Source organism: Aminobacter sp. P4_H6_2, assembly GCF_056400805.1.
Genome location: NZ_JBFUKO010000008.1, coordinates 14,969 through 36,082, shown reverse-complemented (window position 1 = coordinate 36,082; position 21,114 = coordinate 14,969). Strand labels below are relative to the sequence as shown.

The following is a 21,114-nucleotide window of genomic DNA, read 5'->3' as shown; positions in this document are numbered from 1 at the left end:
GGTTCGGACAAAGGAGTCTGTCTGGATGGTGAAGTTTTCTGGCTTTGACGGCTTCCGCGGCGGCACGAACGATGCTCCGCCAAGCGAGGGCGAAGTGCGCGAAAAATTCTGGCGCACCGCCAAGCGCGCTGCTCGTCACGTGCCTTTCATGGAAGAAGTGGTCGCTGCCTATTATTGCGCGCTCGACAAGGAGACCCCGCTCCGTGCCAAGGGTATCCTTCTGGCAGCACTCGGCTATTTCATCCTGCCGGTCGACACCATTCCCGACATGATCCTCGGCCTCGGCTTCACCGACGACATCGCCGTGCTGACCGCGGCGATCACGGCGGTGCGCGCCCATATGACACCGGCGCACCGACTTGCCGCAAAGGAAGCGCTGTCGCAGGACTGGTAAGACAAAGCCGCGCCTGTTTCATCGTGAAACGAAAAGTCAAACTGTTGCCGTTTTCGTGGTTTTCAACCACGTCAGGGACAAGTTGCCTGTTGCATGACAGGCAGTTCGGCGGGGCTCCATTGCGGTGAATATCCTTTATGCGAGGTCATTCACCCTTTGGTAACCCAGATTAAATCAAAATGAAGCGAACGGGCGGGCGCGCAGTCGGCCTGCCCCGCTCCATTTGAGGTACAGGAAAAGCGATGCGCGGTTTGATAGCTACAATTTCGGGTCTGGTGCTTGCCGTGTCGGCAATGCYGGCACTCGCCCAGTCGGCGACCAAGATCGGTCAGCACAACGCCTGGGGCACCTACAGCTACCAGGCACAGAACGGCAAGGTCTGTTACGTGCTGACGGTACCGACCGACAAGCAGCCACCGACGCTCGACCACGGCGACATGTTCTTCTTCGTCAGCCAGCGCCCKGGCCAGAAGGTGTCGTTCGAGCCGCAGTTCATTGCCGGCTACAATTTCCAGGAAAATTCCAAGGTCTCCGTCACCATCGACGGCAAGAGCTTCTCGATGTTCACCAAGGGCAAGTCGGCCTGGGTCGAGAACRCCGCCGAAGAGCCGGCCCTGATTGCCGCCATGAAAGGCGGAACCGACATGAAGGTCCAAGCCAAGTCGGGCCGCGGCAATCCGACGAGCTACGTCTTCTCGCTCAAGGGCATTTCGGCAGCGCTGACGTCGATCACCACCTGCAAGTAGGCGCATTCGATACGCATTTCGAAAGCCGGGCGATCCGATCGCCCGGCTTTTTTGTTGCTGGAACCTACGAAACCGATCGGCCGCTCAGTGCATTGAGCAGGCCGGACACCCAGTGCGGCACGATCAGCCAGATCACCAAGGCGGTGATCGCAACCGCCTGCAACAGCACGATACGGTACAAACGCGACCGGAACGGCTCCTTGCGCGTCTTGTGCCGGAACAAATGCTGGGCTGACAGCGCGCCGATACTGCCGCCGGCGAATGCGAGCCAAAGCAGGGTTTTTTCGGAGATGCGCCGGGCGCCACTGCGGGCCAGTCGCTTGTCGCGCCAGAAGGCCAAGAACGCCGCGCCGTTGACGGCGAGCACCACCAGGACGATGTGGAAGATGTTGCTCATCGGCCCAGCATCCCGGCCAATGCCTAACAGATTGCAAAGCTGCGGCACAAATGCATGGCCGCCAAAACGTGACGCGGCGACAGACCTGTGATATGTCGCCCCAAAATCCTACATAAGCTGCGATATCAACCGACCTGGGACCGAATGACCCTTTCGCTCGACCTCACCACCGATGCTACCCGAGACGCGTTGCGCGCCCGCGCAGCGACGCCCGTCAAGGAGTCGCTGATCGGCCTCACCCGCGAGGAGCTTGCCGAAGCGCTTGTYGCATCCGGTACCGTTCCCGAACGCCAGGCAAAAATGCGCGTCCAGCAGCTCTGGCACTGGCTTTATGTCCGCGGCGTCTCCGACTTCGCCGACATGTTCAACATCTCCAAGGACCTGCGCGCCGAACTCGCCAAGCACTTCACCATCGCGCGGCCCGAGATCGTCGAAGAGCAGATTTCGTCCGACGGCACGCGCAAGTGGCTGTTCCGTTTTCCGCCGCGCGGAGCGGGCCGTCCCGTCGAGATCGAGACCGTCTACATTCCCGAGGAAGGCCGCGGCACGCTGTGCATCTCGTCCCAGGTCGGCTGCACGCTGACCTGCTCGTTCTGCCACACCGGCACGCAGAAGCTGGTGCGCAACCTGACGGCGGAAGAAATCCTGACGCAGCTGATGACGGCACGCGACCGGCTGGGCGACTTCCCCGACCGCAACACGCCCGACGGCGCCATCGTGCCGGCCGAAGGGCGGAAAATCTCCAACATCGTCATGATGGGCATGGGCGAACCGCTCTACAATTTCGAGGCGGTGAAGAAGGCCCTGCTGATCGCCTCTGACGGCGACGGACTTTCCCTGTCGAAAAGGCGCATCACCTTGTCAACGTCCGGTGTCGTGCCGGAAATTTTCCGCACCGGCGAGGAGATCGGCGTCATGCTGGCGATCTCGCTGCATGCCACCAATGACGATTTGCGCGACCTGCTCGTGCCAATCAACAAGAAGTACCCGCTCAAGGAGCTGATCGAGGCCTGCCGCACTTATCCCGGCCTGTCGAACGCGCGCCGCATCACCTTCGAATATGTGATGCTCAAGGACGTCAACGATTCCCTCGAAGACGCCAAGGCGCTGGTCAAGCTGCTGCGGGGCGTCCCCGCCAAGATCAACCTGATCCCGTTCAACCCCTGGCCCGGCACCAACTACCAGTGCTCGGACTGGGAGACGATCGAGAAGTTCGCCGACTACATCAACAATGCCGGCTATGCCTCGCCAATCCGCACCCCGCGCGGCCGCGACATCCTTGCCGCCTGCGGCCAGCTCAAGTCGGAATCCGAGCGCATGAAAAAGACCGAGCGCCTGGCGCTCGAAGCGATGATGATTGCAGGGCACGGCGAGGCGTGAGCCGCTTCCTGCTCTATCTCGGCAAGTTCGCCCATATGGTGGTGGGCTATCTCGCGGCCGCGCTTGCCGCTGGGGCTTTTCTCAACGTGATCTTCCTCGGTGCTGCCGGCCTCATGGCCGCCGACATGCCGCCCGAGGTCGCCACTGGGTCGATGGTCTTCACCATCCCGTTCACCGCGCTGTTCGTCGCCTATTTCGCCTTCGTGCCGGCGGTCATCGTCATGGTTTTGGCTGAGCTTCGGGGCAAGCGCGACTGGCTGTTTTACGCGCTCGGTGGCGGCTTCGTCGCGCTGGTGTTCCTAGGCTTTGCCTACCAGGCGGGCGACCCAAGCTTCGCCTACCAAGACCCGTTGCTGCCGGTTTCAATCATCGGCAGCGGTCTGATCGGCGGCATCGCCTACTGGTTTGTCACCGGCCGCTTTGCCGGTGTCCTGGGTCCCAGACCTACTTCGCCTGCGCCGTAAGGATCTTCAGCGCGAAGGCCGAAAACACGCCCGCAAACAGATAATCGACGATACGGGTGACGCGCGGGCTCTTCTTGAGCAAGCCGGCGAACTTGTCGGCGGCAATCACCATCGGGGCGACAAGCGGCAGCGACAGGATGATGAACATCGCGCCGAGGAAGAACAGCTTTCCCGGGGCGTTGGTGTCGTGTGCCGACACGAATTGCGGCAGGAAGGTCATGAAAAACAGGATGATCTTGGGGTTGAGCAGGTTGATGCCAAGCCCGGTCGCCCAGTTCTGGAACATCGAGCGCGGAGCCCGCTTGGTGGTGTCAGKCGAAAACGCCGAACCCTTGGTCACCGCCTGGAAGGCGAGCCAGACGAGATAGCCGGCGCCGACGATCTTGAGCGCCATGAAGGCTTGCGGCGAGGCAACGATCAGCGCCGACAGCCCGAGCGCCACGAGCGATGTGTGGAAGACGATGCCGGTCATCGCACCCGCCATGCAGGCAAAGCCGGCCTTGCGGCCTTCCGACAGCGCCCGGCCGACGAACAAGGTCATGTCGGGTCCAGGGGTGATCGCGATGATGAAGGTCGCGATTGCAAACTGGATGATGGTCGACCAATCGGGAATGAAGGACATTGTCGGGCCGCCGGTTGTGCCTTGAAGGCAAGGGTTGTGGGAGATTTCTTTGCAGAAGCCCTAGCCGCACGATTTCGGCGCTTCAACCGGAAAGTGGCGGGCTAGATCACCGCCGGACCATTCGATCCGGCGGTGTGAGCGGTCTGGATCAGCTCGCGAAATAGTTCTGCGTACCGTGTGCTTCGATCGCTTCGCCGAGACGCGCGAGCGCATGCACATAAGCCGCTGTGCGCACCGAAACGTCCTTGGCCTGCGCGACGTCCCAGATGGCACGGCCCTCACGCTCCATGATGGTGCGCAGGCGCTCGTGGATCTCCTCGATCGGCCAGTAATAACCCTGGCGGTTCTGCACCCACTCGAAATAGGAGACGGTGACGCCGCCGGCATTGGCCAGGATGTCGGGCAGGACGACGATGCCCTTCTTCTCCAGGACCTCGTCTGCTTCCGCGGTGACCGGGCCATTGGCCAGTTCGAGCACGATGCGGGCCTTGACCTGGTCGGCGTTGTCGATGCGGATCATGTTCTCCAGCGCCGACGGCACCAGGATGTCGCAATCGACGCCGACAAGCGCATTGCCGTCGAGCAGTTCATGGCCGGCGTGGCCGGCGGTCGTGACGACCGAGCGGCCGCTGTCCTTGGCAACGAAGAGCCGGTCGAGGTCGAGCCCGTTGGCCGCCTGCACCGCACCTTCGGAGTCCGAAACAGCGACGATCTTGTGGCCGTCCGAGGCAAGCAGGCGGGCGATGTGCTGGCCGGCATTGCCAAAACCCTGCACGGCGATGCGCAGGCTGCCCTTGAGGCCGAGCTCATCGGCAAGGTGGCGCACGAGATAGAAGCCGCCGCGCGCGGTGGCGTCGCCGCGGCCGAGCGAACCGCCCAGCGCCAGCGGCTTGCCAGTGATGACGGCGGGCGAAGCCTGGCCGACGATCTGCGCATACTCGTCGGCCATCCAGCCCATGATCATCGAATTGGTGTAGACGTCGGGTGCCGGAATATCGCGGTCGGGACCGATGATGCGGGCAAAAGCCTGGATATAGGCGCGCGACAGACGCTCCAGCTCGGCCTTGGACAGCTTGCGCGGGTCGACCTGCACGGCACCCTTGCCGCCGCCGTAGGGCAGGTTCATCACGGCGCATTTGAAGGTCATCCAGAAGGCCAGCATCTCGACCTCGTCGGCGGTCGATTCAGGGTGGAAGCGGATGCCGCCCTTGGTCGGTCCGCGCGTGTCGTCATAGCGGCAGCGCCAGGCGATGAAGGATTTACGCGAGCCGTCGTCCATGCGGATCATCAGACGGGCTTTGGTGGTCTCGCGGGCAAATTTCAGTTTCTCGATAACGTCGGCGTCGACGTTCAGGTGTTTTGCCGCCTCGTCGAGGCGCACGAGTGCATGATCGAGAAGACTGACTTCTGACATATAAACTTCCTAACCTAATCAATGGAATTGCAATTCGGCGAGCGGCCAAAGGGCCGCCTGCGGTGGCCTGCACAAATTTTTGTCAGAACTCAATGCCGTACAAGGACGCAGGCTGCCGCAAGGTCATCCGCCAGCAGTCGCCGACGGGAACCGTGAGCCGAAATTTCCGTGCATTTTCGGGGGAGAAATATATGTCCGCGGCCTAATGGTCCAGGCCGAGATTCCTGTTGGTCCTGGGCACCCCGAACCAAGCGGAATTGCTGCACCGGCGCAAAGCTCGCCCCTGGCGACAGGTTGACTTGCCCTGCCGCACATCATTCAACTGCCGCCGCAGACAGGAGTGGGTAATGCAGGCAGTTTTCGACGGCCACAACGACGTGCTTTATCGGTTGTGGAACAACGCCGCCAAGGGTGCTGACCCGGTAGCGGAGTTCATCGAAGGCACCACGCAGGGCCATATCGACATGGCACGCGCCCAAAAGGGCGGCCTCGCCGGCGGGCTGTGCGCGATCTACATCACTTCGGCCAACATGCCCGACGAGGTGCGCGACGAAAACGGCCACTATGCCATTCCGCTGTGCAAGCCGCTCGAACGTGCGCCTTCGCTCGACATCGCCCTCGACATGGCATCGATCGCCTTCAGGATCGAGCGTGCCGGGGGCTGGAAGATCTGCCGCAGCGGCGCCGACATCGATGCAGCACAAGCCGAAGGCAAGTTCGCCGCCGTGCTGCATATGGAAGGCTGCGAGGCGATCGACGCCGATCTTGCCGCGCTCGACGTGTTCTACGCCGCCGGCCTGCGCTCGCTCGGCCCGGTGTGGAGTCGCAACACCGTCTTCGGCCATGGCGTTCCATTTGCCTTTCCCTCGAGCCCCGACACCGGCCCCGGCCTGACCGAAGCCGGCAAACGGCTGGTCAAGGAATGCAATCGCATCGGCATCGCCATCGATCTCGCCCACATCACCGAAAAGGGCTTCTGGGACGTCGCCAAGCTCAGCGACCGGCCGCTGATCGTCAGCCATTCCAACGCCCATGCGATCACGCCGATCAGCCGCAACCTGACCGACAAGCAGCTCGCCGCCGTGCGCGAAAGCAACGGCCTCGTCGGACTGAACTTCGCCGTCACCATGCTGCGCGAGGATGGCGCAAAGAGCGTCGACACCCCGCTTTCCCAAATGATCCGCCACGTCGACTATCTCGTCGAGCATGTCGGCATCGACGGCGTGGGGCTGGGCTCGGACTTTGACGGCTGCACCGTGCCGGGCGAGATCGGCGACGCAGCCGGCCTGCAGAAGCTCGTTGCGGCCCTTGGGAACGCTGGATATGGTGACGCCGATCTGGCGAAAATATGCCGTGACAACTGGCTGAGGGTTTTGCGCTCGGCCTGGCACGAAACGGCGGCCTAACAACAAATAATCGTCAACTTGGGGAACTGAAAAAATGATGATCGGTAAAATGAACGGGCATTTCCGCCTGATGCTTGCTGGCGCTGCCTTGTCGGCGATGGTTTTCGCCTCACCCGCGCTTGCGGTGACACCGGCCGACACGCTGGTCCAGGCCTGGGCCATCGATGACACCATCACGCTTGACCCGGCTGAATCCTTCGAGCTCAGCCCGGCCGAATTCCTCGGCAACGCCTATGACATGCTGGTGCGCCTCGACGTTAGCGACACCACCAAGGTGCGCCCCGGCGTCGCCGAGAGCTGGACCGTATCCGACGATGGCCTGGTCTACACCTTCAAGCTCAAGCCCGGCCTGAAGTTCGCCTCCGGCAACCCGATCACCGCGGCCGACGTGGCCTGGTCGTTCGAGCGCGCCGTCAAGCTCGACAAGAGCCCGGCCTTCATCCTCACCCAGTTCGGCCTGACCAAGGACAATGTCACTGAGAAGGCCAAGGCCGTCGACGACAGCACGTTCGTCTTCACCGTCGACAAGTCCTATGCGCCGAGCTTCGTGCTGAACTGCCTGACCGCCACCGTCGGTGCCGTGATGGACAAGAAGCTGGTGCTCGAGCATGTCGCCCCGGTCACCCCGACCGACGAGTACAAGTTCGACAATGATTTCGGCAATGGCTGGCTCAAGACAGGTTATGCCGGCTCGGGTCCCTTCAAGATCCGCGACTGGCGCGCCAACGAGATCCTCGTGCTGGAGCGCAACGACAATTACTACGGTGAAAAGGCAGCCCTTGCCCGCGTCATCTATCGCCACGTCAAGGAAAGCGCCACCCAGCGCCTGATGCTTGAAGCAGGCGACATCGACGTCGCCCGCAATCTCGAGCCGGGCGACCTGGAGGCGATCTCGAAGAACGCCGACCTTGCCACCACCAGCGCGCCCAAGGGCACGGTCTATTACATCAGCCTCAACCAGAAGAACCCCAACCTGGCCAAGCCCGAAGTACGCCAGGCGCTCAAGTATCTGGTCGACTACGACGCCATCGGTTCGACGCTGATCAAGGGCATTGGCGAAATCCGCCAGACCTACCAGGCCAAGGGCGTGCTCGGCGCGCTCGACTCCAACCCGTTCACGTTTGACGTCGCCAAGGCCAAGGAACTGCTGGAGAAGGCAGGCCTGAAGGACGGCTTCACCGTCACCATGGACGTGCGCAATTCCCAGCCGGTGACGGGCATCGCCGAAGCCTTCCAGCAGACCGTCGGCCAGGCCGGCATCAAGCTGGAGATCATCCCCGGCGACGGCAAGCAGACCCTGACCAAGTACCGCGCCCGCAACCACGACATGTATATCGGTCAGTGGGGCATGGATTACTGGGATCCGAACTCCAACGCCGAAACCTTCACCTCCAACCCCAACAATGCCGATGACGGCACGGTGAAGACGCTGGCCTGGCGCAATGCCTGGGACGTTCCGGAGCTCACCGAAAAGACCAAGGCAGCCCTTCTGGAGCGCGACAAYGACAAGCGCGCGGCCATGTACAAGGAGTTGCAGCAGGCTGCCCTCGACACCAGCCCGTTCGTGATGATCTTCCAGCAGACCGAAGTCGCTGGCCTGCGCGGCAACGTCAAGAACTACAAGCTGGGGCCGAACTTCGATTCCAACTTCGTCGCTCCCGTGACCAAGGACTGATCCGAAAAGGATCGATCCGTTGACCAGCATGGAAAATCAGACCCAAGCGAGGCGCGCCAACAGGCGCGCCTCTGCTCTCGCAGGCTCGATCGCCAGCTTTTTGGTGATCGTGGCAACGACCTATCTTGGCCTTTTGGCCGTCACCTTTTTCATTGGCCGTGTCGTTCCCATCGATCCGGTGCTGGCGATCGTCGGCGACAGGGCGCCTGCCCATGTCGTTGAGCGCACGCGTATCGAAATGGGCTTCAACCTGCCCTACTACCAGCAGTTCTACCTCTATGTGAAAGGTGTGCTGCAGGGCGATTTCRGCACCTCCGTGCTGACCACCAACCCTGTCATGGCCGACATCCGCCGCGTCTTTCCCGCGACCATGGAACTCGCCACCGTCGGCACCATCATCGGTGCTGCCTTCGGCATCCCGCTCGGCGTGCTGGCCGCCGTCAAGCGCGGCAGCCTCGCCGACCAGATCGTGCGTATCATCGGCCTGATCGGCTATTCGATGCCGATTTTCTGGCTCGGGCTTCTGGCGCTTCTGGTGTTCTACGCCCGGCTCGGCTGGACCGCCGGCCCCGGCCGCATCGACGTGGTGTTCGAATACACCTTCACCCCGATCACCGGCTTTTACCTGCTCGACGCTGTCCTCAACCGCGACTGGGCCGCGTTCAAGGACATCTTCGCCCACATCATCCTGCCGGCCTCGCTGCTTGGCTATTTCTCGCTCGCCTATATCAGCCGCATGACGCGTTCCTTCATGCTCAACGAGCTGAGCCAGGAATACATCGTGGCAGCGCGCGCCAAGGGCCTGTCGGAAACTCGCATCATCTGGGGTCATGCGCTGCGCAACGCTGCCGTGCCGCTGGTCACCGTGATCGCGCTGTCCTACGCCGGCCTGCTCGAAGGCTCGGTGCTAACCGAAACGGTCTTCGCCTGGCCCGGCCTTGGCCTCTACATCACCAATTCGCTGCAGAATGCCGACATGAATGCGGTCCTGGGCGGCACGATTGTCATCGGCTCGGTGTTCATCGCGCTCAACCTGTTCTCCGACCTGCTCTATCGCCTGCTCGACCCAAGGACGCGGATACGATGAGCGACACTGTTTTGACCCGCCGCGAATGGCTTTTGACCGACAGGCCGCAGTCGCGCTTTCAGGCTCGGCTCGGCCAAGCCTATCTGACCTGGCGCCGCTTCACCGCAAACAAGCTCGCCGTCGTCGGCATGTTCATCATCCTGGCGCTGCTGCTCATCGCCGCCTTCGCACCGTTGCTTGCGCCCTACTCGCCCTATATTGGCGACCTCAAGAATGCGCGCCTAATGCCGCCCAGTGCCGAGTATTGGCTTGGAACCGACGACCAGGGCCGCGATATCCTTTCCAGGCTGATTTACGGCTCGCGCCTCACCTTGCAGGTGGTGGCGCTTGTCGCCATCATCGCGGCACCCGTAGGCCTGCTGGTCGGCACCGCCGCTGGCTATGCCGGCGGCTGGGTCGATGCGGTTTTGATGCGCATCACCGACATCTTCCTCGCCTTCCCCAAGCTGATATTGGCGCTGGCCTTTGTCGCAGCGCTTGGACCCGGCATCGGCAACGCCATCATCGCCATCGCGCTGACCTCGTGGCCGCCCTATGCCCGCATCGCCCGTGCCGAAACATTGACCCTGCGCAGCTCGGACTACATCTCGGCGGTCAAGCTGATGGGCGCCTCGCCGATGCGCATCGTGGTGCGCCACATCATGCCGCTGTGCATCTCCTCGCTGATCGTGCGCGTCACGCTCGACATGGCCGGTATCATCCTCACCGCCGCCGGCCTCGGCTTCCTCGGGCTCGGCGCCCAGCCGCCGCTGCCGGAATGGGGCTCGATGATCGCCTCGGGCCGCCGCTTCATCCTCGACCAGTGGTGGGTCGCAGCCGCTCCCGGAGCCGCCATCCTCATCGTCAGCCTCGGYTTCAACCTGCTGGGCGATGGCCTGCGCGACGCACTCGACACACGCAGCGGTGGCCAATGAGCACGCTGCTGCATGTCGACGACCTCCGTGTTTCCTTCCCCACCCGCACTGGCGTTGTGGAAGCGGTGCGCGGTGTCTCCTTCGCGCTTGGCCAGGAGYGGCTCGGCATCGTCGGCGAGTCCGGTTCGGGCAAGTCGCAGACCGGCCGCGCCATCATGGGGCTGACGCCGCAGCAGGCCGAGATCAAGGCCAAGCGGCTCGAATTCGCCGGCATCGACCTTTTGAAGACATCGGCGGCAGAACGGCGGGCCTTGCGCGGCAATCGCATCGCCATGATCCTGCAGGACCCGAAATATTCGCTCGATCCTGTCATGACCATCGRCCGGCAGATCGTCGAGACCCTGCGCACGCATGAAAAGGTCGCCAAGTCGGAGGCCCGCGAGCGCGCGCTCGACATGCTCTCGGCGGTGCAGATCCGCGACCCCAAGCGCGTCTTCGACCTTTACCCGCACGAGGTTTCCGGCGGCATGGGCCAGCGCGCCATGATCGCCATGATGTTGATCGCCGGCCCCGAGCTTCTGATCGCCGACGAGCCGACCTCGGCGCTCGACGTCACCGTCCAGCTCGACATCTTGCGCATCCTCGACCGGCTGGTCATCGACCGTGGCATGGGGCTGATCTTCATCTCGCACGATCTGCGCCTGGTCTCGACCTTCTGCGACCGGGTGATCGTCATGTATGCCGGCAAGGTCGTCGAGGAGCTCAAGGCCTCCGAGCTGTCGCAGGCCAGGCACCCCTACACCCAAGGCCTGCTCAACTGCATGCCCAAGATCGGCACGAGCCGGCACCCGCTGCCAGTGCTCGACCGCCAGCCGGAGTGGCTGCTGTGATCCCTGCCCTTTCCATCGATCGCCTGCGCGTCGTCTATGACGACTTCATAGCGCTCAAGGACGTCAGCCTGACGGTTGCACAGGGCGAGTCCTTCGGCCTTGTCGGCGAATCCGGTTCCGGCAAGTCGACGCTGCTGCGCGCCGTAGCAGGCCTGGCACCCGTGACCTCGGGCACCATCGACGTCGGCGGCAAGCGCCTGGGCAAGACGCGTGACAAGGAATTCTACCGCCAGGTGCAGATGGTGTTCCAGGACCCTTATGGTTCGTTGCATCCGCGCCAGACCGTCGACCGGCTGCTGCTTGAACCTTTGGCGATCCACGGCTTTGCCGACATCGATAAACGCATCCAGCGCGCGCTCGACGAGGTCGGTCTCGGCTCCGGCTTCCGCTTCCGCTATTCGCACCAGCTCTCCGGCGGCCAGCGCCAGCGCGTGGCGATTGCCCGCGCGCTGATCCTCGAACCTTCGGTGCTCCTGCTGGACGAGCCGACATCAGCACTCGACGCCTCGGTGCAGGCCGAAGTGCTCAATTTGCTCGAGCAGATCCGCCGCGACCGCAAGCTGACCTTCGTCATGGTCAGCCACGACCTCGGCGTCATCACCCATATGTGCGAGCGGCTGATGGTGATGCAAAGCGGCGCGGAGGTCGAGCGGCTCGAAGCCGGCGATCTCGCCTCCCGCAATGTCACCAAGGACTATACGCGCAATCTTCTGGTCGCCAGCGAGGGCTTTGTCCGCGAACCCTGAGCCAAGGCTTTCGCTTGCCTGCTGCCGCACACGCCTGCACACTGCAACCGATCTGCAACCCGCATCATCAGGTGTCCGCCCATGCTTCTCGGCATCGATCCACTGCTCAGCCCCGACGTGCTCTACGCGCTGCGCTCGATGGGCCACGGCGACGATTTGATCATCGCCGACGCCAATTTTCCGGCCGAAGCGATCTCGCGCCAGACAGTGTTCGGCCGCCCGCTGCGCATCGACGCCGACATTGTCCGGGTGATGAAGGCGGTGCTGTCGGTGATGCCTGTCGACACCTTCGTCGACGATGCCTTTGGCCGCATGGAGGTCGTTGGCAAGCCCGACGAGCTTCCCGAGGTCCAGCGCGAGGTTCAAAAGCTGATTGCGGGCACGGACACCAAGATGGTCGGCATCGAGCGTTTCGCCTTTTACGAACGCGCCAAGAAGGCCTACGCCGTCATCCAGACGCAGGAACGCCGCTTCTACGCCGACTTCGCCGTCCGCAAGGGCGTCGTCCCGCCTGAAGCTTAGTGCATTTGCGGCTGACGTAGAGCCGCCCCTCATCCGCCTGCCGGCACCTTCTCCCCGTAATGACGGGGAGAAGGAACGCTTCCGCAACGCCGACGCCCCCCTCTCCCCGTTTTTCACGGGGAGAGGGTAAGGGTGAGGGGCAGCGCCATGCTGGGCGGAAATGCGCTACGACAACGACAACTTCGCCGCGACGTCCTTGAGCAGGACCAGAGTCTGGTCGATGTCGGCCTGGGCGTCGTCCAGCCGCTGGATATAGGGACAGGTCAGCACCGCAATCGCATAGCCGTCGGGCGTCAGGATCGGTACGGAGATGTCGTCGACGCCCCTGATCTGCTGGCTTTCGGCGATGCGGTGGCCGTCCTTGCGGTAGCCTTCGAGCACCGGCTCGAGCTTGGACCGAGCGATTGCCAGCTTGGTTCCTTCCCAGCGTATCGTCGCTTCCGCCTGGGAGTGCTCGTCCTGGAAGGCAAGCAGGGTCTGACCCGACCCCGTCGCCAGCAGGTCGATATGGGCGCCGATCCTGATGCCGAACTCCCAATTGCCGGGGCAACTGGCATGCGCGACGACAAGTGCTGCCCCGCCTTCCGGAACCACCAGATGGCAGGATTGGCCGGCATCGCTGGCAAAACCGTCCATCAGCGGCAGAGCGCGGGCGACCAGGCGCCGAACCGGCGGATGYCGGTGCGCCAAAACGAAAAGCTTCATGGTCAGGGCGTAGCGGTCGCCTTCAGGTGAGCGGCTGACATAGTCGCGCGCCACCAGCCGTTCCAGCATGCGGTAGACCTCGCTCGGACCTCGGCACATCGCCTTGACGATTTCGGCGCGTGTAAGCCCGCCCGGCTGTTCGGACAGCAGTTCGAGTATGTCGAGCCCCTTGTCGAGCGCCGGCGCCCGGTAGCGCTCGTCCTTGTCCTGGTCGTTTGCGGCGTAGGCTGGCCGTTTGGGCATCGCTCGAAATCCTCCCGGTCGACCGCCCCACATTTCCCGTTGCAAGGTCGGTTCATTTATGAATAGTATGTTCGTATATAGACAGACGCAAGCAGTTTGCTGGGAGGGCAACGGTTATGCGACTAAGCGGGAAACGCATCTTCATTTCCGCCGCCGCCCAAGGCATCGGCCGCGCCAGTGCGCTGGCCTGCGCCAAAGAGGGCGCCCATGTCATCGCGACAGACATCAACGATCAGGCGTTGGCGGCCCTCGCCGCCGAAAGCAGCCGCATCGAGACCCATCGTCTCGACGTCCGCGATGGCGCGGCGGTCACAGCCTTCGCCAAGCAGCAGGCTGCGCTCGACGGGCTCTTCAACTGCGCCGGCTTCGTGCACAACGGCACCATTTTGGACTGTAGTGACGAAGACTGGGATTTCAGCTTCGACCTCAACGTCAAGAGCATGTACCGCACCACCAAGGCCTTCTTGCCCGGCATGCTGGAGCAGGCGGAAAAGACCGGTGGCGTCGCCATCCTCAACATGGCGTCCATGGCCTCCTCGATCAAAGGCTTCCCCAACCGCCTGCTCTATGGCGCAACCAAGGCCGCGGTAATCGGCTTCACCAAGGGCATGGCCGCCGACTATGTCCGCCGCGGCGTACGCTGCAACGCGCTCTGCCCGGGCACGGTCGACACGCCCTCGCTGCGCGGCCGCATCGCCGCTGCCGCCGACCCTGTACAGGCTGAGAAGGATTTCATCGCCCGCCAGCCGATCGGCCGCCTGGCAACCGTCGACGACATCGTGCCGCTGGTCGTCTATCTCTTGTCCGATGAATCCCGCTTCGTCACCGGCCAGGCTGTCCTGGTCGACGGCGGCGTCACCATCTAGGCGGGGCGGCGGCCATGATCGAAAGGATCGACGGCCACTGCCACTACTGGACGCTCCAGCGCGGCGACTATGGCTGGCTGGCGCCTGACGCCGTTCATCTTGCGCCGATCTATCGCGACTTCGGCGCAGCCGAGATGCGGCCGCTCGCCGAGACGGCCGGCATAGGCCAGCGCATCCTGGTCCAGGCCGCGCCCACCGAAGCGGAGACGGAATTCCTGCTCGCCCAGGGCCGCGAGGACAAAGCGGTCGCCGGCGTCGTCGGCTGGGTTGATCTGTCATCGGCCGAGAGCGTGGCTTCTCTCGAGCGCCTGGCGAAAAACCCGCTCCTCAAGGGCGTGAGGCCGATGCTGCAGGATCTCGACGATCCCGACTGGATCGCCACCCGCCCGCACCCGGAAGCCATTGCCGCGCTGAAGCGGCTTGGCCTGCGTTTCGATGCGCTGGTCATGCCGCAACAACTCGCAGGGCTGAAACGTTTCATCGAGGCGAACCCCGAGCTGGCAGTCATCATCGATCACGCCGCCAAGCCGGCATTTGCGGCTGAAGCCAGCGATCCGCGCCACGCCATGTGGGAGACAGGCATGGCAGCGCTCGCCCGGCACCCGCAGGTGCATTGCAAGCTTTCCGGCCTGCTCACCGAACTGCCCGCCGACCGCCGTTCCACACCGGAAAAAGCCGTCGCGACACTCCGGCCGACAGTCGAGAAGCTGCTGGCCTGGTTCGGGCCGCGCCGCATTGTCTGGGGCTCGGACTGGCCGGTTGTGACCTTGGCTACGAGCTTCGGCTTCTGGATCGAGGTCACCGAGCTTTTACTGGAAGGTCTCAGCGCGAACGAACGGGAGCAGATCCTCTCGGCCACAGCCAAGCGCTTCTACGGCCTTGAAGGAGGCCGCGCATGAACGCGCTCGTCGTCATGAAGGACATCGAAAAGTCGTTCCCAGGCGTCCGCGCGCTGCACAACGCCCAGCTCGAACTGCGCTCCGGCGAAGTGCATGCGCTGATGGGCGAAAATGGCGCCGGTAAGTCGACGATGATGAAGATCCTCGCCGGCATCTACCGGCGCGACGCCGGCGAAATCCTGCTCGACGGCAAGCCGGTCGAGATCAACTCGCCGCGCCAGGCGCAGGACCTCGGCATCGGCATCATCCATCAGGAACTCAACCTGATGCCGCATCTGACAGCGGCGCAGAACATGTTCATCGGCCGCGAGCCGCGCAAGGCCGCCGGCCTGCTGCTCGATGAGGCAAAACTCAACGCCCAGGCCGCCGAAATCTTCGCCAGCATGCATTTGAAGCTCGATCCACACACGCTCGTCGGTGGATTGACCATCGCCCGCCAGCAGATGGTCGAGATCGCCAAGGCGCTGTCCTACCGGTCGCGCGTGCTGATCATGGACGAGCCGACCGCCGCCTTGAACGACGCCGAGATCGCCGAGCTGTTCGCCATCATCGCCCGGCTCAAGGCCGAGGACGTCGGCATCGTCTACATCTCGCACAAGATGGACGAGCTGAAGCGCATCGCCGACCGCGTGACCGTCATGCGCGACGGCGAATATATCGGCACCGTGCCCGCCGAAACGACGCCGGTGGAAAAGATCATCTCGATGATGGTCGGCCGCGCCCTCACCGACGAGCGCCCTGACGTGCCCGACCATGCGAACTCCGAGGTCGTGCTCGCGGTCAACAACCTCAATCGCGGCGTGGTCATCCGCGACGTCAGTTTCTCCGTCCGCAAGGGCGAAATACTCGGTTTTGCCGGGCTGATGGGGGCGGGCCGCACCGAGGTCGCACGCGCCATCTTCGGCGCCGACCGGCGCGACAGTGGCGACATCTTCATGCACGGCAGCAGGGTCGACATCCGCAAGCCGCAGGACGCCGTGCGCGCCGGCATCGGCTACCTCTCCGAGGACCGCAAGCATTTCGGCCTCGCAACCGGCATGGACGTGCGCAACAACGTCGTGCTGGCGAGCCTGCGCCGCTTCACCGGTCCCGGCGGCCTGCTGAAGGAGGCCGCGATGCACGATGCTGCCAGCCGCTACATCGACCAGCTCGCGATCAAGACCCCGTCAGACAAGCAGGAAGTGCGCCTGCTCTCCGGCGGCAACCAGCAGAAGATCGTCATCGCTAAATGGCTGTTGCGCGATTGCGAGGTGCTGATCTTCGACGAGCCGACGCGCGGCATCGATGTCGGCGCCAAGAACGAAATCTACAAGCTGCTGAACGCGCTGGCCCAGCAGGGCCGCGCCATCATCGTCATTTCGTCCGAACTGCCCGAGGTGTTGAGGCTCAGCCATCGCATTGCCGTCATGTGCGAGGGACGGCTGACCGGCATCCTGCCTGGCGGCGCCAGCCAGGAAGAGATCATGCACCTTGCCACGCTGCGCGGCGATACCGCCAACCAGAACAACAACAAACAAAGTAAGCCGGCAAAGGGAGAGGCCAAATGAGTGCGACCGCATCCACTGGGGCGATCTCGATCGGCTCGAAATTCTCCGGCGCGCACCGGCTTCTGGCCTTTGCCAGCCTGATCGCGCTGATCCTCGTCTTCAGCCTCGCCTCGCCCAACTTCATGCAGACCTCCAACATCATCGCCATCCTGCAGGCGACGTCGGTCAATGGCGTGCTGGCGATTGCAGCGACCTTGGTCATCATCACAGGCGGCATCGACCTGTCGGTAGGCACGCTGATGACCTTCTGCGCGGTCATCGCAGGCGTGGTGCTGACCTTCTGGGGCATGCCGCTCGGCCTTGGCGTCTTGGCGGCCATCCTCGCTGGCGCCGCCAGCGGCACCCTCTCGGGCACCTTCGTTGCCAAGCTCAAGATCCCGCCCTTCATCGCCACGCTCGGCATGATGCTGATCCTCAAGGGCCTGTCGCTTGTCATCTCGGGCACGCGGCCGATCTATTTCAACAACACGCCCGGCTTCACCCAGATCTCGCAGGGCTCGCTGATCGGCACCGTCATCCCCGGCCTGCCTATCCCCAACGGCGTTTTGATCCTGTTCCTGGTGGCGATTGCCACGAGCTTCATTCTCGAGCGCACAATCCTCGGCCGTTTCACCTTCGCGCTCGGCTCAAACGAAGAGGCTGTGCGCCTTTCGGGCGTCAACACCGACCGCTGGAAGATCGCCGTCTATGCGCTCGCCGGCAGCATCTGCGGCGTCGCCGGCCTGCTGATCGCCTCGCGCCTCAACTCGGCCCAGCCCGCGCTCGGCCAGGGTTACGAGCTCGACGCCATCGCAGCTGTGGTCATCGGCGGCACCTCGCTCTCGGGTGGCCGCGGCACCATCATCGGCACGCTGATCGGCGCACTCATCATCTCAGTGCTCGCCAACGGGCTGCGCATCCTTTCGGTCGCCCAGGAGTGGCAGACCGTGGTCACCGGCTCGATCATCATTCTCGCCGTCTACACCGACATTCTGCGGCGCCGCAGGCTTTGAGGAAGGCTTGCTTCGCGCAGAGCATCGCCCTGCGCCAACACCAAGAAGAGAGCGAAAGCGCTCCACCAGCAACAATCAACCAAAGTTCAATCGGAGGAAACATGTTCACCAGACGCACAATGCTCGGCGCCATCAGCGCCATGACAATCCTCGGCTACGGCTCGACCATGGCAATGGCCCAGGACAAGATGTACATCCCGCTGATCTCCAAGGGCTTCCAGCACCAGTTCTGGCAGGCCGTGAAGGCGGGTGCCGACAAGGCCGCCACCGATCTCGGCGTCACCGTCACCTTCGAAGGCCCGGATTCCGAAACCCAGGTCGACCGCCAGATCGACATGCTGGCCGCGGCGCTTGCCAAGAAGCCGGCGGCGATCGGTTTCGCCGCCCTCGACAGCCAGGCGGCCCTGCCGTTGCTGCAGCAGGCCAAGGACGCCAAGATCCCGGTTGTCGCATTCGACTCCGGCGTCGAAGGCGACATCCCAGTCGCCACCGCCTCGACCAACAACATCGCCGCCGCAGCCCTTGCCGCCGACAAGATGGCCGAGCTCATCGGCGACGAAGGCAAGGTGGCATTGGTCGTGCATGACCAGACCAGCCGCACCGGCATCGACCGTCGCGACGGCTTCGTCAACCGCATGAAGGAAGCCCATCCGAAGGTAGAAATCGTCGCCATCGAATATGGCGACGGCGATCACCTCAAGTCGACCGAGATCACCAAGGCGATCCTGCAGGCCAACCCCGATATCAAGGGCATGTTCGGCGCCAATGAAGGCTCGGCCATCGGCGTCATCAACGGCGCCAAGGAACTGGGCCGCAAGCTGGTGATCATCGGCTACGACTCCGGCGCCCAGCAGAAGCAGGCGATCCGTGATGGCGAGATGGCCGGCGCCATCACCCAGAACCCGGTCGGCATCGGCTATAAGACCGTCGAAGCAGCGGTCAAGGCAGCCAAGGGCGAAGCGGTCGAAAAGAACATCGACACCGGCTTCTACTACTACGACAAGACCAACATCGATAAGCCTGAGATCGCAGCCGTCCTGTACGACTGATCCTGTCCAAACCACCCGGAGGCGGTTCGCCGCCTCCGGCTTCTTCCAAACAAGGTGATTTCAATGAAACTGCTCCGCTACGGCCCCAAGGGCAACGAAAAGCCCGGCATCCTCGACGCATCCGGCCGCGTCCGCGACCTCTCGGGCATTGTCGACGACATCGCCGCAGATGTGCTGACGCCCGAAGGCCTTGCCCGCCTGCGCGGGATCGATCCCCAGACGCTGCCGCTCGTCGCCGGCACGCCCCAGGAAGACCTTCGTCTTGGTGCATGCGTTGGCCGCATCGGAAAATTCATCTGCATCGGCCTTAACTATGCCGACCACGCCGCCGAAACGGGCGCCGCGATCCCCGCAGAACCCATCGTCTTCAACAAGTGGACGTCGGCCATCGTCGGTCCCGACGACGACGTCGAAATCCCGCGCGGCTCCCTCAAGACCGACTGGGAGGTCGAACTCGGTGTCGTCATCGGCAAGCCCGGCCGCTACATCGACGAGGCCGACGCCATGTCCCACGTCGCCGGCTATTGCGTCATCAACGACGTGTCCGAGCGCGAATACCAGATCGAGCGCGGCGGCACCTGGGACAAGGGCAAGGGTTGCGACACCTTCGGCCCGACCGGCCCGTGGATGGTCACCGCCGACGAGATCGCCGACCCGCAGTCGCTCAAACTCTGGCTCGACGTCGACGGCAAGCGTTTCCAGGACGGCTCGACCAAGACCATGATCTTCACCGTCCAGCAGATCGTTGCTTATCTCAGCCGCTTCATGAGCCTGCAGTCAGGCGATGTCATCTCCACCGGCACACCGCCCGGCGTTGGCCTCGGCCAGAAGCCGCCCATCTATCTCAAGGCCGGCCAGACCATGCATCTCGGCATCGAAGGCCTCGGCACCCAGCGGCAGCGCGTCGTCGCCGCCTGAACCATTAGGGACCCAACCATGACCAGCATCATCGACATGCGGGTGCTCGACCTGCGCTTCCCGACCTCGCAGCATCTCGACGGTTCCGACGCGATGAACCCGGACCCCGATTATTCGGCGGCCTATGTCATCCTGGAAACCGACGCCCCCGGCATCGAGGGTCACGGCCTGACCTTCACCATCGGCCGTGGCAACGAGATCTGCTGCGCGGCGATCGAGGCGATGCGCCATCTCGTCGTCGGGCTGGACATGGACAAGGTTGCAGCAGACATGGGCGCCTTCTGGCGCCATGTCACATCGGACAGTCAGTTGCGCTGGATCGGGCCCGACAAGGGCGCGATCCACCTCGCAACCGGCGCTGTCGTCAATGCCGTGTGGGACATCTGGGCCAAGATGGTGGGCAAGCCGGTGTGGAAGCTGGTCGCCGACATGTCTCCGGAAGAACTCGTGCGCTGCATCGACTTCCGCTACATCACCGACTGCATCACGTCCGACGAAGCGCTCGCCATGCTGCGCGAGAAGGCACCCGGCAAGGCCGAGCGCATCGCCATCCTCGAGCGCGAGGGCTACCCCTGCTACACCACATCGGCCGGCTGGCTCGGTTATGAAGACGAGAAGCTGCGCCGTCTGTGCCAGGAGGCGGTCGATGCCGGCTTCAACCACGTCAAGCTCAAGGTCGGCCGCGACAAGGCCGACGACATCAGGCGTCTGCGTATCGCCCGCGAGGTGCTGGGGCCGGATCGCCAGCTGATGATCGACGCCAACCAGGTATGGGAAGTCGATCAGGCCATCGACTGGGTGCGCGACCTCGCCTTCGCCAAGCCGTGGTTCATCGAGGAGCCGACAAATCCCGACGACGTCGAGGGCCACCGCAAGATCCGCGAGGGCGTGGCCCCGGTTCAGGTCGCCACCGGCGAGATGTGCCAGAACCGCATCATGTTCAAGCAGTTCATCATGCGCGGTGCCATCGACGTGGTGCAGATCGACTCCTGCCGTCTCGGCGGTGTCAATGAGATCCTCGCCGTGCTGCTGATGGCGGCGAAGTATGATCTGCTGGTCTGCCCGCATGCCGGCGGCGTCGGCCTGTGCGAATACGTCCAGCATTTGTCGATGATCGACTATATCTGCATCGCCGGCACCCGCGAGGGCCGCGTCGTCGAATATGTCGACCACCTGCACGAACACTTCAAGGAACCCTGCATCGTCCGCAACGCCGCCTACATGCCGCCAATGGCGCCAGGCTTCTCGATCGAGATGAAGCCGGCGACGCTCGAAGACTTCCAATTCAAGGGCTGACA

The 21,114-nt window shown here is 63.4% G+C and carries 22 protein-coding genes; 18 read left to right on the top strand and 4 right to left on the bottom strand.

Annotated features, from left to right (window positions below; all coding sequences use genetic code 11):
* Positions 1–25: 25 nt before the first annotated feature.
* Both AC1DUU_RS01630 and AC1DUU_RS01625 read left to right on the top strand, forming a co-directional pair.
* The gene (locus AC1DUU_RS01630; protein WP_476781665.1) at positions 26–394 is read left to right on the top strand and encodes a YkvA family protein; all 369 of its coding nucleotides are present in this window, start codon (positions 26–28) and stop codon (positions 392–394) included.
* A gap of 242 nt (positions 395–636) precedes the next feature.
* Positions 637–1,140, top strand: a complete 504-nt coding sequence (locus AC1DUU_RS01625) for an invasion associated locus B family protein (protein WP_476781662.1) — start codon at positions 637–639, stop codon at positions 1,138–1,140.
* 64 nt (positions 1,141–1,204) lie between these two features.
* Here the strand turns inward: AC1DUU_RS01625 and AC1DUU_RS01620 are convergent, their stop codons facing one another.
* Positions 1,205–1,537 carry a DUF1294 domain-containing protein gene (locus AC1DUU_RS01620; RefSeq protein ID WP_476781661.1) on the bottom strand — a complete coding sequence of 111 codons (333 nt, stop codon included), beginning with the start codon at positions 1,535–1,537 and terminating at the stop codon, positions 1,205–1,207.
* Positions 1,538–1,681: 144 nt separating this feature from the next.
* Here AC1DUU_RS01620 and rlmN point away from each other — a divergent pair, with 144 nt between their 5' ends.
* Complete coding sequence (gene rlmN / locus AC1DUU_RS01615) at positions 1,682–2,917, top strand: dual-specificity RNA methyltransferase RlmN (RefSeq protein ID WP_476781660.1); 1,236 nt, start codon at positions 1,682–1,684, stop codon at positions 2,915–2,917.
* A complete protein-coding gene (locus tag AC1DUU_RS01610; RefSeq protein ID WP_476781659.1) occupies positions 2,914–3,381 on the top strand; it encodes a hypothetical protein in 468 nt (155 codons plus the stop codon). The genes rlmN and AC1DUU_RS01610 overlap by 4 nt, the downstream gene beginning before the upstream one ends.
* Here the strand turns inward: AC1DUU_RS01610 and AC1DUU_RS01605 are convergent.
* Together AC1DUU_RS01605 and AC1DUU_RS01600 are read right to left on the bottom strand one after the other, a co-directional pair.
* Positions 3,362–4,003 (bottom strand): LysE family translocator, encoded by a 642-nt coding sequence (locus AC1DUU_RS01605; protein WP_476781658.1) that lies wholly within the window; start codon positions 4,001–4,003, stop codon positions 3,362–3,364. The two genes, AC1DUU_RS01610 and AC1DUU_RS01605, sit on opposite strands and share 20 nt — an antisense overlap.
* Before the next feature lie 148 nt (positions 4,004–4,151).
* Positions 4,152–5,417, bottom strand: coding sequence for a Glu/Leu/Phe/Val family dehydrogenase (locus AC1DUU_RS01600; protein WP_476781657.1), 1,266 nt, complete (start codon positions 5,415–5,417; stop codon positions 4,152–4,154).
* Between the two features lie 347 nt (positions 5,418–5,764).
* Between AC1DUU_RS01600 and AC1DUU_RS01595 the strand changes: the two genes are divergently transcribed.
* The 7 genes from AC1DUU_RS01595 (at position 5,765) to AC1DUU_RS01565 (ending at position 12,597) form a co-directional block, all read left to right on the top strand.
* Complete coding sequence (locus AC1DUU_RS01595) at positions 5,765–6,823, top strand: dipeptidase (protein WP_476781656.1); 1,059 nt, start codon at positions 5,765–5,767, stop codon at positions 6,821–6,823.
* A gap of 37 nt (positions 6,824–6,860) precedes the next feature.
* Positions 6,861–8,498: an ABC transporter substrate-binding protein gene (locus tag AC1DUU_RS01590; RefSeq protein WP_476781664.1), complete on the top strand. Its 1,638-nt coding sequence runs from the start codon at positions 6,861–6,863 to the stop codon at positions 8,496–8,498.
* A gap of 28 nt (positions 8,499–8,526) precedes the next feature.
* Positions 8,527–9,585, top strand: a complete 1,059-nt coding sequence (locus AC1DUU_RS01585) for an ABC transporter permease (protein ID WP_476781663.1) — start codon at positions 8,527–8,529, stop codon at positions 9,583–9,585.
* On the top strand, positions 9,582–10,499 hold the full coding sequence (gene nikC, locus AC1DUU_RS01580) for a nickel transporter permease (protein ID WP_476781655.1): 918 nt from the start codon (positions 9,582–9,584) through the stop codon (positions 10,497–10,499). The genes AC1DUU_RS01585 and nikC overlap by 4 nt, the downstream gene beginning before the upstream one ends.
* The gene (locus tag AC1DUU_RS01575; protein ID WP_476781654.1) at positions 10,496–11,329 is read left to right on the top strand and encodes an ABC transporter ATP-binding protein; all 834 of its coding nucleotides are present in this window, start codon (positions 10,496–10,498) and stop codon (positions 11,327–11,329) included. Before nikC ends, AC1DUU_RS01575 begins: the two co-directional genes overlap by 4 nt.
* On the top strand, positions 11,326–12,075 hold the full coding sequence (locus tag AC1DUU_RS01570; protein WP_476781653.1) for an ABC transporter ATP-binding protein: 750 nt from the start codon (positions 11,326–11,328) through the stop codon (positions 12,073–12,075). The genes AC1DUU_RS01575 and AC1DUU_RS01570 overlap by 4 nt, the downstream gene beginning before the upstream one ends.
* An 81-nt stretch (positions 12,076–12,156) precedes the next feature.
* Positions 12,157–12,597 carry an RbsD/FucU family protein gene (locus tag AC1DUU_RS01565; protein ID WP_476781652.1) on the top strand — a complete coding sequence of 147 codons (441 nt, stop codon included), beginning with the start codon at positions 12,157–12,159 and terminating at the stop codon, positions 12,595–12,597.
* Between the two features lie 165 nt (positions 12,598–12,762).
* Here AC1DUU_RS01565 and AC1DUU_RS01560 read toward each other — a convergent pair whose 3' ends face one another.
* Positions 12,763–13,545 carry an IclR family transcriptional regulator gene (locus AC1DUU_RS01560; RefSeq protein ID WP_476781651.1) on the bottom strand — a complete coding sequence of 261 codons (783 nt, stop codon included), beginning with the start codon at positions 13,543–13,545 and terminating at the stop codon, positions 12,763–12,765.
* Positions 13,546–13,661: 116 nt separating this feature from the next.
* Between AC1DUU_RS01560 and AC1DUU_RS01555 the strand changes: the two genes are divergently transcribed.
* The 7 genes from AC1DUU_RS01555 to AC1DUU_RS01525 all read left to right on the top strand — a co-directional run bounded on the left by AC1DUU_RS01555 (position 13,662) and on the right by AC1DUU_RS01525 (position 21,112).
* Positions 13,662–14,411: an SDR family oxidoreductase gene (locus tag AC1DUU_RS01555; RefSeq protein WP_476781650.1), complete on the top strand. Its 750-nt coding sequence runs from the start codon at positions 13,662–13,664 to the stop codon at positions 14,409–14,411.
* Between the two features lie 14 nt (positions 14,412–14,425).
* Positions 14,426–15,310 (top strand): amidohydrolase family protein, encoded by an 885-nt coding sequence (locus AC1DUU_RS01550; protein ID WP_476781649.1) that lies wholly within the window; start codon positions 14,426–14,428, stop codon positions 15,308–15,310.
* Complete coding sequence (locus tag AC1DUU_RS01545; protein WP_476781648.1) at positions 15,307–16,857, top strand: sugar ABC transporter ATP-binding protein; 1,551 nt, start codon at positions 15,307–15,309, stop codon at positions 16,855–16,857. The genes AC1DUU_RS01550 and AC1DUU_RS01545 overlap by 4 nt, the downstream gene beginning before the upstream one ends.
* Positions 16,854–17,849, top strand: coding sequence for an ABC transporter permease (locus AC1DUU_RS01540; RefSeq protein ID WP_476781647.1), 996 nt, complete (start codon positions 16,854–16,856; stop codon positions 17,847–17,849). The genes AC1DUU_RS01545 and AC1DUU_RS01540 overlap by 4 nt, the downstream gene beginning before the upstream one ends.
* Positions 17,850–17,950: 101 nt before the next feature.
* Complete coding sequence (locus AC1DUU_RS01535; RefSeq protein ID WP_476781646.1) at positions 17,951–18,898, top strand: substrate-binding domain-containing protein; 948 nt, start codon at positions 17,951–17,953, stop codon at positions 18,896–18,898.
* Positions 18,899–18,961: 63 nt separating this feature from the next.
* Positions 18,962–19,816, top strand: a complete 855-nt coding sequence (locus AC1DUU_RS01530) for a fumarylacetoacetate hydrolase family protein (protein ID WP_476781645.1) — start codon at positions 18,962–18,964, stop codon at positions 19,814–19,816.
* Between the two features lie 18 nt (positions 19,817–19,834).
* Positions 19,835–21,112: an L-fuconate dehydratase gene (locus AC1DUU_RS01525; RefSeq protein ID WP_476781644.1), complete on the top strand. Its 1,278-nt coding sequence runs from the start codon at positions 19,835–19,837 to the stop codon at positions 21,110–21,112.
* Positions 21,113–21,114: the final 2 nt, after the last annotated feature.

What these genes read in the sequence shown, in the direction of transcription:
- AC1DUU_RS01630 (WP_476781665.1), top strand. Translation starts at nt 26, where the DNA reads ATGGTGAAGTTTTCTGGCTTTGACGGCTTCCGCGGCGGCACGAACGAT.
- AC1DUU_RS01620 (WP_476781661.1), bottom strand. Translation starts at nt 1,537, where the DNA reads ATGAGCAACATCTTCCACATCGTCCTGGTGGTGCTCGCCGTCAACGGC.
- AC1DUU_RS01600 (WP_476781657.1), bottom strand. Translation starts at nt 5,417, where the DNA reads ATGTCAGAAGTCAGTCTTCTCGATCATGCACTCGTGCGCCTCGACGAG.
- AC1DUU_RS01595 (WP_476781656.1), top strand. Translation starts at nt 5,765, where the DNA reads ATGCAGGCAGTTTTCGACGGCCACAACGACGTGCTTTATCGGTTGTGG.
- AC1DUU_RS01565 (WP_476781652.1), top strand. Translation starts at nt 12,157, where the DNA reads ATGCTTCTCGGCATCGATCCACTGCTCAGCCCCGACGTGCTCTACGCG.
- AC1DUU_RS01555 (WP_476781650.1), top strand. Translation starts at nt 13,662, where the DNA reads ATGCGACTAAGCGGGAAACGCATCTTCATTTCCGCCGCCGCCCAAGGC.
- AC1DUU_RS01550 (WP_476781649.1), top strand. Translation starts at nt 14,426, where the DNA reads ATGATCGAAAGGATCGACGGCCACTGCCACTACTGGACGCTCCAGCGC.
- AC1DUU_RS01545 (WP_476781648.1), top strand. Translation starts at nt 15,307, where the DNA reads ATGAACGCGCTCGTCGTCATGAAGGACATCGAAAAGTCGTTCCCAGGC.
- AC1DUU_RS01540 (WP_476781647.1), top strand. Translation starts at nt 16,854, where the DNA reads ATGAGTGCGACCGCATCCACTGGGGCGATCTCGATCGGCTCGAAATTC.
- AC1DUU_RS01535 (WP_476781646.1), top strand. Translation starts at nt 17,951, where the DNA reads ATGTTCACCAGACGCACAATGCTCGGCGCCATCAGCGCCATGACAATC.
- AC1DUU_RS01530 (WP_476781645.1), top strand. Translation starts at nt 18,962, where the DNA reads ATGAAACTGCTCCGCTACGGCCCCAAGGGCAACGAAAAGCCCGGCATC.
- AC1DUU_RS01525 (WP_476781644.1), top strand. Translation starts at nt 19,835, where the DNA reads ATGACCAGCATCATCGACATGCGGGTGCTCGACCTGCGCTTCCCGACC.